Below are 15729 nucleotides of genomic sequence, written 5' to 3'. Positions count from 1 at the left end.
GGAAAGGCCGAGATCATGGACCAGGCGGCAACACGGACGAATGAAAGTGCGATACCCTTGGATGACGTGCGGGTGGTGGACTACGATCAATTGCTGAATGACGTACGGGCTGCGTCTTCCCAGTTTGATGTGCTTCGCTTTCTCAAGCGAGTTACCGAACTTTACCGTGCTCGCGCCTTCATCGTGCTGAAGGTTCCAAACGGTACAGCGACCGCCCTGCAGTCCGTCTCTGTCATTACCAGTTGGCCGACGGACCTTCTCACCCAATATGACGCGGAAGGCCTGTTCGAGGATAGCCCGACGATGCTCCATATCCGTACCTCGAGCCTGCCGATCGCCTTTGACATCAAGGAGATCAGCAAGACGCGAAAGGATAACACGAAGGAAAAGGCGATCGACCTTTTCGAACGCTACAATATGCAGCGTGGCGCGTTCTTTCCGGCTTGCGATCCGACTGGCGAACGCGGTGGCATCGCCTTTTCCGGCGACCGGGAACTGTTCACCAGCGCCGAGATGCTGCAATTGCACATGATCTGCTCTCACACTTTCGAACGGCTTTACCAGGTCGCGCGCCACGACAGCAAGGTCGGCGCCGATCTGACGGCGCGTGAAATCGATTGCCTGAACTGGACTGCGGCCGGCAAGACCAGCGCCGAAATCGCCAACATCCTCAACCTGTCGGAACATACGGTCAACCACTACCTCAATCGTGCAACCAAGAAGCTCGATACCGTCAATCGGACGCAGGCAGTAGCAAAGGCTCTGCGAATGGGCATCATCACCTGATTGTCTTGTAAATCCTGTATACAATAAGAGCCGCCCCACCACGGCGCGGCCAGGGGTTCCCATCGGGGTTCAACCCAAGGCAGCGTCTGCGATGAAGCCGCTACACCGGATAATTTTTTTCCACATACCCCAAATGGGGGATACACTTCGCCGCAACCCGGTGTAGATGTTTGATTATGTTCGGTGAAATGTCTGACGGACACCTATTGAGTCTGGCATGGCGGACCCCGCTTCGGTAAAGCTTTCGAGCCAAACGAAGTCGCTTGCTGGTAAAACCCGCCCGCAGCCCTGCCGGGCGGGTTTCCTTTTTTGACTTTGTTTTTTGGCCCGAGATGGCCGGTTATCAAAACCGAGCTTATCCAGCGTTGGGCATTGCACAGTTTTTCAGCAAGCCAGCGCGACCTTCGTCCTTGCGCGCACGCCTGTTTGCAGACGGACAAGCACACCGCACGCGTCCCCCATGGGCTGGCGACGTGCGGCAGATACTGGCTGCAAAGACGCCCATGAGGGACCGATAAATTCGCACCATGGCACCGAATGGAACCTGAGACGTTCACGATGCGTTCAGAAAGAAACCGCTAATATATCGCCATAGAGCGGCTCCCGCTCAAGCCACAGGGAGAAGGTTCATGAAGAAGATCATTGTTGCGGCGCTCGCCGCAGCGGTCGCCACCTTATCGTTCACCGCTGACGCCGACGCCCGAAACCGCGGATTCCAATGGCACAATCACGGTTGGCATCATGGCTACCACAGCGGTTGGCATGGCCGCCACTACGCTTGGCGTCACAATGGATGGCGTCACAATGGCTGGTATGGCGGCTATTGGGGGCCCGGCTGGGGCTATTGGGGCGGACCGACCATCGTTATCGGCGGCCCTGCCTATTATGACGACTATTGCTTCGTGAGGAAAGTTCGGCGCCACGATCACAACGGCAACGTTTATATCAGGCGAGTACGCGTTTGCCGTTAAATTGGAGACCTCTCGAAAGAAGGCCGCCCCTACGGGCGGCCAGCAAGGTTTGAGCGCGTTTGCTGCTCAAAAATTGTGCCCTGCACGATAATTATTCATCGGGCGTGTGGCTCTCCGAAGTGCCTGGAAGTGCTGAATCCACATAAGTATCTGGAAAATATTGATAATATTACAAATTTCTGACTTGGCACGCTTCCTGCTTCCTAATTGGCAGGTCCAGAGGGGACTGCAAACATAGCACCCGCCAAAGGGTGCAGTTGAAGGCAAAGCCGCCCTCCACGTCTTGAACCGATTGCGGCGAGACGTGGAGGGCGTTTCTCATTTCAGGCGCGCCTTGTCGCAAATTGCCGAATAATTGTACCCGGAGCAGGTTGGCGACCCGGCACTCATCCACTATCTAGAGCGGAGAGTAAGGGATGAGAAAATGGCAGAGATCACCGGCAAGGACGTATTGGAAAAGCTCAGGACCGTGCGCGGCCCCGATATGGAGGGCAATATCGTCGATCTCGGCTTGGTATCCGATGTGTTTATTTCCGATGGCAAAGCCTACTTTTCGATCACCGTGCCGGCCGAGCGCGCCAAGGAACTCGAGCCGCTACGGCAGGCTGCCGAGCGGGCCGTCAAGGACATTCCGGGCATGAAGGGCGCGCTCGCGGCGCTGACTGCCGACAAGAAAGCCGGCTCCGGCCAGGCACCCGTCAGCAGGCCGTCGCCCGCTGCACCATCGCACGGCCATTCCCATCCGCACCCGCATCCCCCGCGCGGAGCAGCCGCGCCTGCGCCCAAACCCGGCATTCCGGGCGTCAAGCACATCATAGCCGTCGCCTCCGGCAAGGGCGGCGTCGGCAAGTCGACGACTGCGGTGAACATCGCCCTCGGCCTGCAGTCGCTAGGTCTCAAGACCGCGATTCTCGATGCCGATATCTACGGCCCGTCGGTTCCACGGCTACTGGGCATTTCCGGTCGGCCGGAACAGATCGACGGCAAGCTCATCAAGCCGATGGAAAATTTTGGCCTGAAGGCGATGTCCATGGGCTTCCTCGTCGATGAGGAGGTGGCGATGATCTGGCGTGGCCCGATGATTCAGTCGGCGCTGCTGCAGATGTTGCGCGAGGTCGCCTGGGGCGATCTCGATGTTCTGGTCGTCGACATGCCGCCTGGCACGGGTGACGCTCAGCTGACTATGGCCCAGCAGGTGCCGCTCTCCGGCGCGGTTATCGTTTCGACGCCGCAGGACCTGGCGCTGATCGATGCGCGCAAGGCAGTCACCATGTTCAAGAAGGTGGAGATCCCGCTGCTAGGGATCGTCGAGAACATGAGCCATTTCGTTTGCCCGAACTGCGGCACATCGCACGATATCTTTGGCCACGGCGGCGCACGGCAGGAGGCCGGGAAGATCGGCGTGCCGTTCCTGGGCGAAGTGCCGTTGGCCATGACCATCCGCGAAAACTCCGATTCGGGCACGCCGGTGATGATTTCCGCTGCCGATGGGCCACATGCCCGGGTCTATCGCGAAATTGCCACAAAGATTTCCGAACAGCTGTTTGCTGGCTCCAAAGCGGTTCGCGAGGCGCCGGCCATCATTTTTGAATGAGCACCATTGATCGGCTGCGTCCTGGAATCTTGCATGTCAAGGTTCCGGGTATTTCGCGCTGCAATATTCTTTTCTTGATTCCTAAAGCGATTTGGGCAATATCACCGCCCACGCCGGTTGCGGTTTAGGAACAATTGCTCGCGAATTCCTTGATAGGACGGAGTTTGACTGGCTTGGGGCGCATGATGAATTTCTTCGGAGCGTTGGCCTGATGATAACTGCTTACCGTTCCCACGGTGAGGCTGTTGTGCTCGATGTTGCAAACCAACTCGCCGCGCTGCCCGACGATATCATTTGGCTCGATCTTGCGAGCCCCACCCGGGAAGAAGACCAATACACCGAGAGGCTGACCTCGATCGAGGTGCCCACGCGTGAAGACCTCCGCGATATCGAACCTTCGAGCCGCCTCTATTCCGATGGCAAGGCGACCTACCTCACCGGCTCGCTGCTCTGCAACGCCGATTCGCCGACGCCGATCATCAGCGACGTCGCTTTCGTGCTGGCGAACAAATGCCTGGTCACCGTCCGCTATGCCAATCCGAAAGCCTTTGCACTGTTTGCGAATTCGATCTGCCGGATGCCGGAAGGGCTGACATCAGCACATATGGCGTTGGCCCGGTTGATGGAAACCATCACCGACCGCACCGCGGAAGTCCTCGAAAATGCTGAGGTGAAGGGCGATTCCCTCCTGCTGAAGATCTTTGGTAACGAGGAGGACGGCAAGACACGTCGGCCGCCGCGCTTCCTCGAGAAATTGCTTATCGAAATTGCTCATCACCACCGGCTGATTTCCAAGGCACGCGACAGTTTGGCCTCGCTCTCCCGGGTGATGACCTTCCTCTACAATGTGCCGACGATCCAGGCCGATCAGGAAGCCAAGGAACTGTGCCGCTCGATCTCCAGGGACGTGCAGTCGCTTTCAGAGCACGCCGCCTTCATTTCGGGTAACATAACCTTCCTGCTCGACGCATCGCTGGGCCTGATCAATGTGGAACAGAATGCGATCATCAAGATTTTCTCGATTGCGTCGGTGGTCTTCCTGCCGCCGACACTGGTGGCTTCCGCCTATGGCATGAATTTCAAGTTCATGCCCGAACTTGATTGGGCATGGGGTTATCCGGCATCGGTCGCGGCGATGGTCGTGTCCGCCGTCATCCCGTTCCTTTTCTTCCGCTGGAAAGGCTGGCTCTGAAGCCGGAACGTATGTATGGCAGAAAAAATGCACACCAGCGGCCATTCCGGTCCGATGTCGGGGAAGAAGCTAGCGGCGCTCGCCCTTGGTTCGGTTGGTGTTGTTTATGGCGATATCGGCACAAGCCCACTCTATGCCTTCCGTGAATCTTTGCGCCCTGTTTCCCACGACGGCGTCGATCGCTTTGAAATCATCGGGCTGATCTCGCTGCTGTTCTGGACGCTGGCGATCATTGTCACGCTGAAATACGTGATCTTCCTGCTGAAGGCGGACAATGACGGCGAAGGCGGCACGCTGGCGCTGCTGTCGCTGGTCATCAAGAACGTTTCTGAGAAGCGTGCGGGGATCTTCTTCCTGATCGGCGTTATCGGCGCCTCACTGTTCCTCGGCGATGCGATGATCACGCCGGCGCTGTCGGTGCTTTCGGCCGTCGAAGGTCTGAAGATCGTCGCACCGGGCCTGCATCAATATGTCGTGCCAATCTCGGTCGTCATCCTGGTGATGCTGTTCGCTGTCCAGTCGCGCGGAACAGGTGCCGTGTCGGTGTTTTTCGGCCCAATCATGGTCCTGTGGTTCCTGACCATGGCCTCGGTCGGCATCTACCATATCTCCGACGATCTCGGCATCCTTGCGGCTTTCAACCCCTATTACGGCGTCTGGTTCCTGGCTCACAGCGGCCTTGTCGGCTTCATCGTGTTGGGCTCGGTTTTCCTGGCTGTAACGGGTGCCGAAGCGCTCTATGCCGACTTAGGCCATTTCGGCAAGGCACCGATCCGGCTTGCCTGGTTCGGTCTGATCTTTCCGGCGCTGATCCTGAATTACCTGGGGCAGGGCGCCTATGTCCTTCGCCATCCTGAAGGCCTTTCGGATCCGTTCTTCCTGATGTTTCCCGAATGGACGCGTCTGCCGGTTGTCATCCTTGCCACCATTGCCACGATCATTGCCAGCCAGGCAGTCATCACCGGCGCCTTCTCGCTCGCTCGCCAGGCGATCCATCTCGGCTTCCTGCCGCGCATGGAAATCTACCACACGTCGGAATCCAACACCGGCCAGATCTACCTGCCGGCGGTCAACACTATCCTGCTGTTCGGCGTCATGGCGCTTGTGCTGATGTTCCGTTCGTCCGAGTCGCTCGCGGTCGCCTATGGTATCGCGGTCACCGGCGACATGGTCGTCTCCACCATTCTGCTCTATAACTTCGTGCGGATATTCTGGAAGTGGAACCGCTTCCAGACCTTGCTGGTCATCGCACCGCTGTTCTTCGTCGAATCGATCTTCCTCGGCTCGAACCTCACCAAGCTGCATCATGGCGGCTACGTGCCGGTGCTGATCGCCTCCTGCTTCATCGTCATCATGTGGACGTGGCGGCGCGGCACCCGTATCCTGTTCGACAAGACCCGGCGAACGAACATTCCGCTCGCAAGCTTCGTAAAATCGTTGGAAAAGAAATCCGAGCATGGACCGATCGAGGTGCCGGGCACCGCGATCTTCCTGACCTCTGATCCGAGTTCGACGCCGGCGGCGCTGCTGCACAATCTCAAGCACAACCACGTCATCCACAGCCAGAACATCATCCTGACGATCAAGACGCAAAACCGGCCGCGCGTGCCGATCGAAGAGCGTGGCAGGATCGAACGGCTGTCCGAGCATTTCCAGTTGCTGGAGTTGAATTTCGGCTTCCAGGAGACACAAAATGTCTCCCAGGCGCTGGCCCATCTCAGGAAGGCCGGGCTGAAATTCGACATCATGTCGACGTCGTTCTATCTCGGCCGGCGCAAGCTCATTCCGGATGCGAATTCCGGCATGCCGGCGTGGCAGGACAGGCTTTTCATCGCACTGGCAACCGCGGCGACCGATCCGTCGGATTACTTCCGCCTGCCGGCAAACCGGGTGGTCGAGCTCGGCGCCCATGTGACGGTCTAGTGATCGTCCGGAGATCAGCCGCCCGATCCTCACGCGAAGAGGACGGCTATTCCGCCGATTATTGCAAGCGCGATGAACATGATCATGGCGATCGAGATCATCTCCCGGACTTTTCGGGAAAGCGCGTTTGCGAGCTCTGTCCCCGCCTTCGCTGAATTTTGCCGCTGATGATTGGGCTTTTGCCCTGTCTGTGGAGTGCGCATCGGTGCCTCGTATGCGGGAGCGAAAAGATCCCGGCGCGTGCCATGGTGCTTGCAGCGGCCGGGATCTCCAACCGGGTTGGGCCCAAAGGCGGTCCCGGTTTATGGGGTGTCACAGGCGTCGGCCTGCGGGAGCCGGTACGGCTTTCCGCCTGACATGGAAAAGTGGATCCGCCGTGAGCGTTGTTTCTTCCGGCAAACAGTGAACAGCCGCCGGCGCATAGTCGCACTGGACCATGGCGAAATGGATCGCTGAGGCGCGATCGGCGAAGCATTGGGACAAGAGTCCGCTGTCGTCAGATGCAGTCCAGCGTCCCTGGGTGTCCCTGCCTATCGTGAAGTGGCATCTTGCTGCGGATGCCGGCGCGTCAATCCTCCTGCCCATCGGATCAGTGCGCCGCCCACAGAATGCACGCAAGCGCAGCAGAAAATACTGCGGTCACCGCACCCAGTCGCACGAACATGGCAATCTCGGCGGATGCCGTCGGCGCTGCCGCCGTAGTCTCTCGCGGGACCGATGCCTTTTTCTGTGTGATCTGGTGGGCAACGTCATAGGCGCCGTAACGGGAAAACATCATCTCGATCCTTCTATTGCATGCGAACATGATCCGCACCGGCGCAAACTAGACGGATCCGGCATCTGGTTTCGATCTGAGATTTGGGGCTCACGCATAAAGTTCGCATATGGAAAAATTTCGTGTGGCGACCCTGACCTTAGGCGGAGCAAGGGGTTTTGGCGGGCCTCTTAGCAAGCAGAATCAAGGCCCTTGCCCGATTTCGAAGTCGGCTGGGCAGTTCAGCGTCCCCGACGGGCCGTCGCCGCCCGTTTGTTTCCCGCGACTAAATTAGCCTTTCAAACGCCACAAATGCACGTGTTAACCACTCATCAAGGTTAATGGTTCATTTTCGGGAAACTGTTCCTGCATTGAAATCGTGGAGTAGCGTTCCCGTGTTGAAGCGTAAATTGGCGTCCCATCGCGCGCGCCTCAGTGTTTCCAAATGGGCCACGCCCACCGTCTTCGCCCTGGCCGGCGTCTTCATCTTCCCCAACATCGCAGCCCAGGCCGACGTCTCGGCCATGTTGTCGAGCAAGACGGCAGGCACCCAGAGCTGGCGCCAATATATGGTGAGCGCTGCGGCCGGATCGATCCATTCCGAGGAACTGATCTACGGCCAGCCGCTCAAGGGCCAGTTCAATCCGGCCGGTCGAGGCATCGTTCTTGAGAACGGCAAGCGCATCGCAGTCAGCCTCGAAGCAAAGCCGGTTCCCGATACGCCGGACGAAGCGCGTGTCACCCGTCACCTCAAGAAGGGCCGCGTCGTATCGGTTGAGCGCGCGGTTCCGCCGAAGTTCTTCAATGCCGGCAGCATTCTTGACCGCCAGGCCAACCTGCTCGACCCCATGCGCTCCGAAACCCAGCTGACGGCTTTCGTCAAGCCGGAGATCAAGGGCAAGGAACTCGATATCGCCATGGCCTTCCATGAGCTCAAGGCGAAGACCCGCGATTTCGGCGTGCCGGTGATGCTCGCGAGCCTGGTGACCTCGGACAAGGCCGACAGTCTGGCAACCGCCTATGCCAATCCCGAACCGGACTACGCCAATATCTCTCCATTCGATTCGATTCTCGCCAACAAGACAGAGGATCGCTTTATCCCGCAGATCAGCAAGGACGACCATTCCTGGGCTGCCAATGTCCTGCCCGCATCGGTGTTTACCGCCAAGGAGCAGAAGTGCCTGGCAAACGCCATCTATTTCGAATCCGCCAATGAGCCTCTGAAGGGCCAAGCCGCCGTCGCGCAGGTCGTGCTCAACCGCGTCCGCAATCCGACCTATCCGAAGAGCATCTGTGGTGTCGTTTACCAGAACGAAGACTGGCGCAACCGCTGCCAGTTCTCCTTTGCCTGCGATCGCATTCCGGACATCGTCTGGTCGCGCTTCAAGTACAAGACCGCCCAGGAAATCGCGCTCGCCGTGACCGCCGGCAAGATTTATCTCGACGATGTGGCGGATTCGACCCACTATCATGCCGTCTATGTGCGTCCCAACTGGGCCCCGACCATGAAGCGGGTCAGCAAGATCGGCCTGCACATCTTCTACCGCACCTATGGCGGCGGCTGGAGCTGATCTTTGCAGCCAGACGCGAGCGATTCCTGCCCGTCTTCCAGATTTGTTGAGCCACAAATCCCACAAAAGATTTAAGTGGTCTCTAAGTCATTGTTTTATATTGGTTAAAATCCTAAAATTAACATCCTCTCTTTGCCTTGACTATCACGAAGTGTGAAACTATGTTGCACGCGGCTTGAAGGCGGGGGTCTGCAAGTTTCCGAATTGGCTCATGTCGGCCTTGCGTGGCTGTAAATGCTGGGTTAATCCCCGGTAGGTGAGGAGACAAGGATGGAGACCGACCGCAAGGACAGTCTGGAAGAACGCCGGAACCGACTGAGTGACCAGTTAGGGAAGGCGCGGACGGATGGGGTAGGCAAGGACGACGCTACCGCGGATGATGCTCGCAAGGGCTATTCGCAGGCGCTCAAACTCTCCTCGGAATTCGTCGGTGCCGTCATTGCGGGTGCAATGATTGGCTATCTTCTGGATCTGGTGCTTTCGACCAAGCCGTGGGGGTTGATCGTTTTTCTTCTCCTTGGATTTTGTGCAGGCGTCCTCAACGTGTTGCGATCGGCTGGTGTGGTGAATTCGCCACATCCCGTGGACAGGCTGGGGGAAAGTCGCAAACGGAATAACGAGCGCTGACGCGAAAGCGAGCGCGTGGGATACAAGTGAGAGAGAGCAGACGTGGCGAGCCCCGACAAGGTAGATCCGATCCACCAGTTCCATATCAACCCGATTGTTGAGCTGGGCAACTATGATTTCACCAATTCTGCATTGTTCATGGTTCTGACCGTTCTGGTCTCCGTGACCTTTCTTATGTGGGCCTCGTCGGCCAAGGCTGTGATCCCGGGTCGCGCCCAGTCGATCGCCGAGCTTTCCTACGAATTTATCGCCAAGATGCTCAAGGATGGTGCCGGCAGTGGTGGCATGCGGTTCTTTCCGCTTGTCTTCTCGCTCTTCATATTTGTGCTTGTGTCCAACCTTCTGGGCATGATTCCCGGCTTCTTTACTGTCGCTTCGCAGATCATTGTCACCTTCGCGCTGGCAATGCTGGTGATTCTGACGGTCGTGATCTATGGCGTCTACAAGCACGGCTTTCATTTCTTCGGCATTTTCGTGCCGTCGGGCGTTCCTATGATCCTGATCCCGCTGGTCACAGCGATCGAGATAATCTCGTTCCTCTCCCGTCCGATCAGCCTCTCGGTTCGTCTCTTCGCGAATATGCTCGCGGGTCACATCACGCTGAAGGTCTTTGCAGGCTTCGTCTTCACGCTGGGAACCTTGGAACACGTACCCGCTGTCGTAGGTTATCTCGGCGCAATCCTGCCTCTCGCCATGGCGGTGGCTTTGACCGCTCTCGAGTTCCTGGTGGCCTTTTTGCAGGCCTATGTCTTCGCAGTTCTCACCTGCTTGTATCTCAACGATGCACTGCATCCGGGGCACTGAGTATTGAAAAACCGGCGGGTTTGCGCCCGCCATTGGAATAAGCCGCAACAACTGAAAATTGAAGGAGTTCAAAATGGACGCGGAAGCAGCAAAGTACATCGGCGCAGGTATCGCTTGCCTCGGCATGGGTGGCGCAGGTATTGGTCTCGGCACCATCTTCGGCAACTACCTGGCTGGCGCACTGCGCAATCCGTCGGCAGCTGACGGCCAGTTCGGCCGCCTGATCTTCGGCTTCGCCGTTACGGAAGCTCTGGGCATCTTCTCGCTGCTCGTCGCTCTGCTCGCCCTCTTCGGCTGATCGGCTCTTCAAGCATTGGGTCACGAGGGATTCTCTCGTGACCCGTTTTGATACCGTATCCTTGCCTTGGAGGTAGGAATGTTTGTGACGACAGCCTATGCTCTGTCAGCCACGGCCGCAGAAGGCGAGGCGGCAACGCACGCTGCTGATGCGACACATACCGAAACCGGTGTGCCGCATAAGGAGTCGTTCCCGCCGTTCGACCCAAGCCATTTTCCATCGCAGCTGCTTTGGCTGGCGATTACATTTGGTGTTTTCTATTACCTCGTTGCCAAGTTCGTGACCCCGCGCCTCAGCGGCATCATCGCCGTACGCGAAGGACGCATTTCTGCCGATCTCGCCGAAGCGAATCGTATGAAGATCGAGGCCGACGCTGCCGTTGCGAAATACCAGCAGGAACTGGCCGAGGCCCGCGCCAAGGCACAGGCGATCGCTGCTCAGGCACGCGATGCTGAAAAGGCCAAGGCCAGTGCGGAGCGCACCGCGCTCGAAGCCGATCTGGCCAAGAAAATTGCCGGTGCTGAAGCCAGCATCGCCGAGATCAAGACCAGGGCGCTTTCCGAGGTCGAAACCGTCGCCCAAGACACTGCCGCGGAAATCGTCGAGCAGTTGACTGGTGTAAGTGTAACCAAGGCCGATGCCGCGTCTGCGGTCAAGGCTGTCAAGGGCTGACCGGAGGGTTCATCATGGATGCAACAGCATGGGCCCAGCTTTGGGCACAGGTGGCACTGGTCATTTTCCTCGGGGTAATCTTTTACCTCAAGGTTCCGAACCTGATCACCAAGAGCCTCGACGAGCGCGCCGGCAAGATCGCAGGCGAACTCAATTCTGCCAAGCAGCTTCGTGACGAAGCCCAGGCGCTTCTGGCTGAATACCAGAAGAAGCGCAAGGATGCGGAAGCGGAAGCTGCCGAGATCGTTGCCGCCGCCAAGCGCGAGGCCGACCTGATCGCAGCGGATGCCAAGCAGAAAACAGCGGAATATGTAGCCCGTCGCACGGCGCTTTCCGAGCAGAAGATTAAGCACGCCGAGACCGAAGCTGTGAACGCCGTGCGCGCCGCAGCTGTCGATCTGGCAGTCGCTGCCGCCGAGAAACTGATCTCGAGCAATGTCGACAGCAAGATCTCCGGTGGCCTGTTCAACGACGCCGTCAGCCAGGTGAAGACCCGCCTGAACTGATCTCGATCTGGTTCTGGAAATGAACTGACCCCGCCCTGTCCGCAAGGCGGGGTTTTTCTTGCCGTTTTACGTCCTGCAGGCGATTTCTCGGTAGAACCCCAGGACATGAGAGGCTTCCGGCCAGCGTTCCTCAAAGATCAGCTTTTCCAGCGCGATCTTCTCACGCCAGCCTTTCACGGCCAGTTCGGGTTTGACGTAGAGCTGATCGACATAGCCGACACAGAGATAGGCGACGATCTCGACGCTGTCTGGAACGCCGAGATGCTGTTTCAGCCGCTCGTGATCGAAGATGCTGACCCAGCCGACACCGATCCCTTCGGCCCGCGCCGCGAGCCAGAAATTCTGCACCGCGCAAACGGTGCTGTAGAGATCCATCTGCGGATTGTGGGTGCGACCCAGCACGAAATCGCCGCCGCGCTTGCGATCGCAGGTGATGCAGATGTTCAATGGCGCTTTGAGAATTCCTTCGAGCTTAAGCGCCATGTAGCTGCGCTTCTGATCGCCCTGCAATTGGTCGGCCGCCTCGTCGTTGGCATCCTGGAAGATCTTGTGGACCGCCTCGCGATTGGCCTCGTCGCGGATCAGCATGAAATTCCACGGCTGCATATAGCCCACCGATGGCGCGGCATGGGCTGCCGTCAGCAGCCGTTGGATCACCGCGTCCGGCACGGGATCGGCTAGGAATTCATTCCGCACGTCTCGGCGCGAATGAATGGCGCGATAGACGGCCGCCGTCTCGGATTCGGAAAATGGACCGGCCATCGAAAGATGGCGCGCATGATTGCCTTGCATTGTCTTACCCCGACAATTGGCTGCTGTGAAAGCCGTCCGCGCTTTCAAGCCTGATATGTCCGGCCGGTCTTCTGGCTCGGGTTCATCCGGAGATCGCCGCCTTCCCGGTTTCCCAGTGGCATATCAGCGAACTCCGTCCCCCTTACAGCGTTGGGCACGCGCGGGATTTGCACCCGCTTCCCGATTCTCCCATTCACATGGGCACCGAACAATTGTTGTCTAGCAGGTTTGAGACTGGAAGGGCAATCTGCCGGCGGCGCCTTATGACGCGATCAATCCTTGCGCAGTGGCCGGAATGTCATCCTGTGGATGCCACAGGGGCCGAGTTCTACAATGGCGTTGCGATGGAACTCGGTGGCATAGCCGGCATGGAACTCGAAGCCGTAACCCGGAAAGCGATTGCCGGCTGCGGCCATGATCCGGTCGCGCGTCACTTTGGCGACGATCGAGGCAGCTGCGATCGAGAAGGAGCGGGCATCGCCCTTCACTAGCGCTTTGGCCGGACAGGGCAGGCCGGGTGCGACATCGCGGCCGTCGATCAGCGCAAACTTCGGTCGACGGTGCAACGAATGTGCGGCACGGCGCATCGCCTCCAGGCTGGCCTTGAGAATGTTGGTCCTATCGATCTCGGCGGCACTGACCGAGGCAATGGCAACTTCCGACGTCGCCAGAATCAATTCAAACAGCTCTTCGCGCCTCGCGGCCGTCAACTGCTTGGAATCATGCAGTCCCTCGGGAATGTTGCGCGGGTCGAGGATCACCGCACTGGCGACCACCGGACCGGCAAGCGGCCCACGGCCGGCTTCGTCGAGACCGCAGACATATTCATATCCGTCCCGCACCAGGCCTTCCTCGATCAGGAAAGTCGGCTGCGGGTCTTCCTCCAGAAAGGGGAGGGAATCGGTGAGAGCGTGCCGTTTCATGCGGGTGGTTTGACACGTTCTCCCGATTCCCTGCAAGTCCTGGAATGAGGGCGGCATTCCAGAACAGGGGCGCGGCCGGCCAAGGCGGGGGATGGCGGGCCGCACGGTCATTCAGCGCCGGTGCTCGCGGGGCAGGGATGGAGCCCGGGCGCTGAAGAGCTTTAAATCAGTTACAGCAGGCTGAGCTGCACGCCTGCGCCACTCGGCGGCACGAACAGATCGGTATTCAGCTGAATGCCGCGTCTGCGCATGTCGAGCTTCTTCATCACCAGTTCGAACCTGCGATTGAGTTGCCACGCATAGGGGCCTTCGCCCTTCATGCGCTTGCCGAACTCGGCGTCGTAATCCTTGCCGCCGCGCATCGAACGTATCAGGCTCATCACATGCCGGTAGCGGTCGGGATAATTCCTCAGCAGCCAGTCGCGGAACAACGGACTCACCTCCAGCGGCAGCCTGAGCAGGATATAGTTTGCCTCAGTCGCACCGGCCGCCTTGCCGGAATCGAGGATGCGCTCCAATTCGTGATCGTTGAGCGCCGGGATCATCGGTGCAGCCATGACAGCAGTCGGCACGCCGGCCGAACTGAGCGCCCTGATCGCCTCCAGCCGCCGGGCGGGCGTCGAGGCACGCGGCTCCATCAGCCGCGCCAGCTTGCGGTCGAGCGTCGTCACCGACAGCGCCACCTTGGCAAGCCCGCGCTCGGCCATCCCGCTGAGAATATCGATGTCGCGCATGATCAGCGCCGATTTCGTCACGATCGAAACGGGATGGTTGGCAGCGGCCAGCACTTCGAGAATCTGCCGCATGATCCGCCATTCCTTCTCGATCGGCTGATAAGGATCGGTGTTGGTGCCGATGGCAATCGTCTTCGGCTTGTAGCCCGGCTTGGAAAGCTCGCGCTCCAGAAGCCTGGCCGCGTCCGGCTTGGCAAACAGCTTGGCCTCGAAATCCAGTCCTGCAGACAGGCCCATATAGGAATGCGTCGGCCGCGCGAAGCAATAGATGCAGCCATGTTCGCAGCCGCGATAGGGATTGATCGAACGGTCGAAAGGGATGTCCGGACTGTCGTTGCGGGCGATGATGCTGCGCGGCTTTTCCACCTGCACTTCAGTCTTGAATGGATCGAGGCTTTCCAGCGTCTGCCAGCCATCGTCGAGCACTTCACGTTCCTGCGGCTCGAAGCGGCCTGCCGGATTGATGCCGGCAGCGCGCCCGCGACGGCGGTCGATCTCGATCCTGAGGCCGCTTTCGGTGAGAAGACTATCGGCAATCTCTGCCGTATTGGCAGGCGCAAAAGCAGCCTGCCGCGCAAGCGACATGTTGATCATGGGTGTCTCCAGTGAGGCGATTCCTTGCCTCGTCCTGATTATTTTCCTATCGTGAAAAAGAGAACATTGCAAGAACAAAATCCATGACTCGCATTTTTCAAATCCTTCCTCTAAAGGTAAGCAATGCTGACTGTTTTGCTGGAATGCCGGGATAACGAGCCGGAACTCGCCTATACGCTCGCCGTGCTGGTGTCGGGTGCGGTGGATGGATTGGTGAGCGACGTGATCGTACTCGATCACGGTTCGCGCGATGGCTCGGCGGCCGTCGCCGATGCCGCCGGCTGCAAATTCCTGGAGAAATGGGACCTGCACGAAACGCTGCGCGCAGCGCGCGGCGAGTGGGTCATGCTGCTCGAACCCGGTGCGCGGCCGCAATCCGGCTGGATCGAGGAAATCCTCGAATATGCGTCCCTTGGCAAGTCGCCGGCGCGCTTTTCCCCGTCGCGCCGCTTCCGCCGGCCGTTCTTCAAGCGGCTGACATCGAGGGCAGGTGTGCTGGAACTCGGCTTCCTGATGCCAAAGCGCCAGGCTGCATCGCTCGCGCGGCCCGGCATGGACCTGACGGCGCTCGCCAGGGCATCATCGGTGAAAAAACTGCGTTCGGAACTGATCCCCGCCTGGGTCATCCGGCAGGGTCGTTAGGCTTAGGCCGCCGCGTCGACCGCGAGGTGGATGCCCTGTGTTTTCTGCAGCACGGCCAGCACCTTGAACAGACTTGTTGCGCGCGGATTACCGCTTTCGCTGAACATCCACATCAGGCTTTTCTCCGGCAATCCGGTCTGCGAAGAGAGGTCCGCAAAGCCGATCGTGGCGTCGATATAATCCCACAACACGCTCTTTGCAGTGAGCAGATCGTTGCTCAACAACGCTTCGACTGCTTCGGACAGCAGCGCGAACCGGAACGCATAGTCGGACTGCAGGCGGGCCCTGATTGTATTTTTAACGTCATTTGGCAGCGCCATCGCGATCATCCTGCGAGCAAATCATT

The 15729-nt window shown here is 58.8% G+C and carries 17 protein-coding genes and 1 riboswitch; of the genes, 12 read left to right on the top strand and 5 right to left on the bottom strand.

All coding sequences use genetic code 11. The annotated features are described in order from the left end of the window. The first annotated feature begins 15 nt into the window (after window positions 1–15). The 5 genes from ACXHRN_RS18245 to ACXHRN_RS18225 all read left to right on the top strand — a co-directional run bounded on the left by ACXHRN_RS18245 (window position 16) and on the right by ACXHRN_RS18225 (window position 6466). Window positions 16–786: a LuxR family transcriptional regulator gene (locus ACXHRN_RS18245; protein WP_488637725.1), complete on the top strand. Its 771-nt coding sequence runs from the start codon at window positions 16–18 to the stop codon at window positions 784–786. 629 nt (window positions 787–1415) lie between these two features. Next, window positions 1416–1757, top strand: a complete 342-nt coding sequence (locus ACXHRN_RS18240) for a hypothetical protein (protein ID WP_488637724.1) — start codon at window positions 1416–1418, stop codon at window positions 1755–1757. A 424-nt stretch (window positions 1758–2181) separates the two neighbouring features. Continuing rightward, window positions 2182–3351: an iron-sulfur cluster carrier protein ApbC gene (gene apbC, locus ACXHRN_RS18235; protein WP_488637723.1), complete on the top strand. Its 1170-nt coding sequence runs from the start codon at window positions 2182–2184 to the stop codon at window positions 3349–3351. A 211-nt stretch (window positions 3352–3562) separates the two neighbouring features. After that, window positions 3563–4543: a magnesium transporter CorA family protein gene (locus ACXHRN_RS18230; RefSeq protein WP_488637722.1), complete on the top strand. Its 981-nt coding sequence runs from the start codon at window positions 3563–3565 to the stop codon at window positions 4541–4543. Between the two features lie 15 nt (window positions 4544–4558). Continuing rightward, window positions 4559–6466, top strand: a complete 1908-nt coding sequence (locus tag ACXHRN_RS18225) for a potassium transporter Kup (RefSeq protein WP_488637721.1) — start codon at window positions 4559–4561, stop codon at window positions 6464–6466. 589 nt (window positions 6467–7055) lie between these two features. Here the strand turns inward: ACXHRN_RS18225 and ACXHRN_RS18220 are convergent. Beyond that, a complete protein-coding gene (locus ACXHRN_RS18220) occupies window positions 7056–7244 on the bottom strand; it encodes a hypothetical protein (protein ID WP_488637720.1) in 189 nt (62 codons plus the stop codon). Between the two features lie 317 nt (window positions 7245–7561). Between ACXHRN_RS18220 and ACXHRN_RS18215 the strand changes: the two genes are divergently transcribed. The 6 genes from ACXHRN_RS18215 (at window position 7562) to ACXHRN_RS18190 (ending at window position 11698) form a co-directional block, all read left to right on the top strand. Next, the gene (locus tag ACXHRN_RS18215) at window positions 7562–8791 is read left to right on the top strand and encodes a cell wall hydrolase (RefSeq protein ID WP_488637719.1); all 1230 of its coding nucleotides are present in this window, start codon (window positions 7562–7564) and stop codon (window positions 8789–8791) included. A gap of 270 nt (window positions 8792–9061) precedes the next feature. Beyond that, a complete protein-coding gene (locus ACXHRN_RS18210; RefSeq protein WP_488637718.1) occupies window positions 9062–9418 on the top strand; it encodes an AtpZ/AtpI family protein in 357 nt (118 codons plus the stop codon). 42 nt (window positions 9419–9460) lie between these two features. Further along, window positions 9461–10222, top strand: a complete 762-nt coding sequence (locus ACXHRN_RS18205) for a F0F1 ATP synthase subunit A (RefSeq protein ID WP_488637717.1) — start codon at window positions 9461–9463, stop codon at window positions 10220–10222. A 73-nt stretch (window positions 10223–10295) separates the two neighbouring features. Continuing rightward, the gene (locus ACXHRN_RS18200) at window positions 10296–10520 is read left to right on the top strand and encodes a F0F1 ATP synthase subunit C (RefSeq protein ID WP_487384469.1); all 225 of its coding nucleotides are present in this window, start codon (window positions 10296–10298) and stop codon (window positions 10518–10520) included. A 78-nt stretch (window positions 10521–10598) separates the two neighbouring features. After that, entirely contained in the window at window positions 10599–11192 is a 594-nt protein-coding gene (locus tag ACXHRN_RS18195) for a F0F1 ATP synthase subunit B (RefSeq protein ID WP_488637716.1), read from the top strand. 14 nt (window positions 11193–11206) lie between these two features. After that, on the top strand, window positions 11207–11698 hold the full coding sequence (locus ACXHRN_RS18190) for a F0F1 ATP synthase subunit B (protein WP_488637715.1): 492 nt from the start codon (window positions 11207–11209) through the stop codon (window positions 11696–11698). A gap of 66 nt (window positions 11699–11764) precedes the next feature. Here the strand turns inward: ACXHRN_RS18190 and bluB are convergent, their stop codons facing one another. The 3 genes from bluB to ACXHRN_RS18175 all read right to left on the bottom strand — a co-directional run bounded on the left by bluB (window position 11765) and on the right by ACXHRN_RS18175 (window position 14741). Next, window positions 11765–12490: a 5,6-dimethylbenzimidazole synthase gene (gene bluB / locus ACXHRN_RS18185; RefSeq protein WP_488637714.1), complete on the bottom strand. Its 726-nt coding sequence runs from the start codon at window positions 12488–12490 to the stop codon at window positions 11765–11767. A gap of 44 nt (window positions 12491–12534) precedes the next feature. Then, window positions 12535–12714: riboswitch (cobalamin riboswitch) on the bottom strand. Window positions 12715–12762: 48 nt separating this feature from the next. Next, the gene (gene rnhB, locus ACXHRN_RS18180; RefSeq protein WP_488637713.1) at window positions 12763–13413 is read right to left on the bottom strand and encodes a ribonuclease HII; all 651 of its coding nucleotides are present in this window, start codon (window positions 13411–13413) and stop codon (window positions 12763–12765) included. A 170-nt stretch (window positions 13414–13583) separates the two neighbouring features. Then, window positions 13584–14741 (bottom strand): PA0069 family radical SAM protein, encoded by a 1158-nt coding sequence (locus ACXHRN_RS18175; RefSeq protein WP_488637712.1) that lies wholly within the window; start codon window positions 14739–14741, stop codon window positions 13584–13586. 123 nt (window positions 14742–14864) lie between these two features. Here ACXHRN_RS18175 and ACXHRN_RS18170 point away from each other — a divergent pair, with 123 nt between their 5' ends. Then, window positions 14865–15383, top strand: a complete 519-nt coding sequence (locus ACXHRN_RS18170; protein ID WP_488637711.1) for a glycosyl transferase — start codon at window positions 14865–14867, stop codon at window positions 15381–15383. Between the two features lie 2 nt (window positions 15384–15385). Here ACXHRN_RS18170 and ACXHRN_RS18165 read toward each other — a convergent pair whose 3' ends face one another. Beyond that, window positions 15386–15703 (bottom strand): transcriptional regulator, encoded by a 318-nt coding sequence (locus ACXHRN_RS18165; RefSeq protein WP_488637710.1) that lies wholly within the window; start codon window positions 15701–15703, stop codon window positions 15386–15388. Window positions 15704–15729 lie beyond the last annotated feature (26 nt).

The sequence above is a fragment of the Shinella sp. OV683 genome (assembly GCF_057787725.1).
The sequence above is the reverse complement of the archived record's forward strand: the minus strand, read 5'-3'. Positions and strand labels throughout refer to the sequence as shown.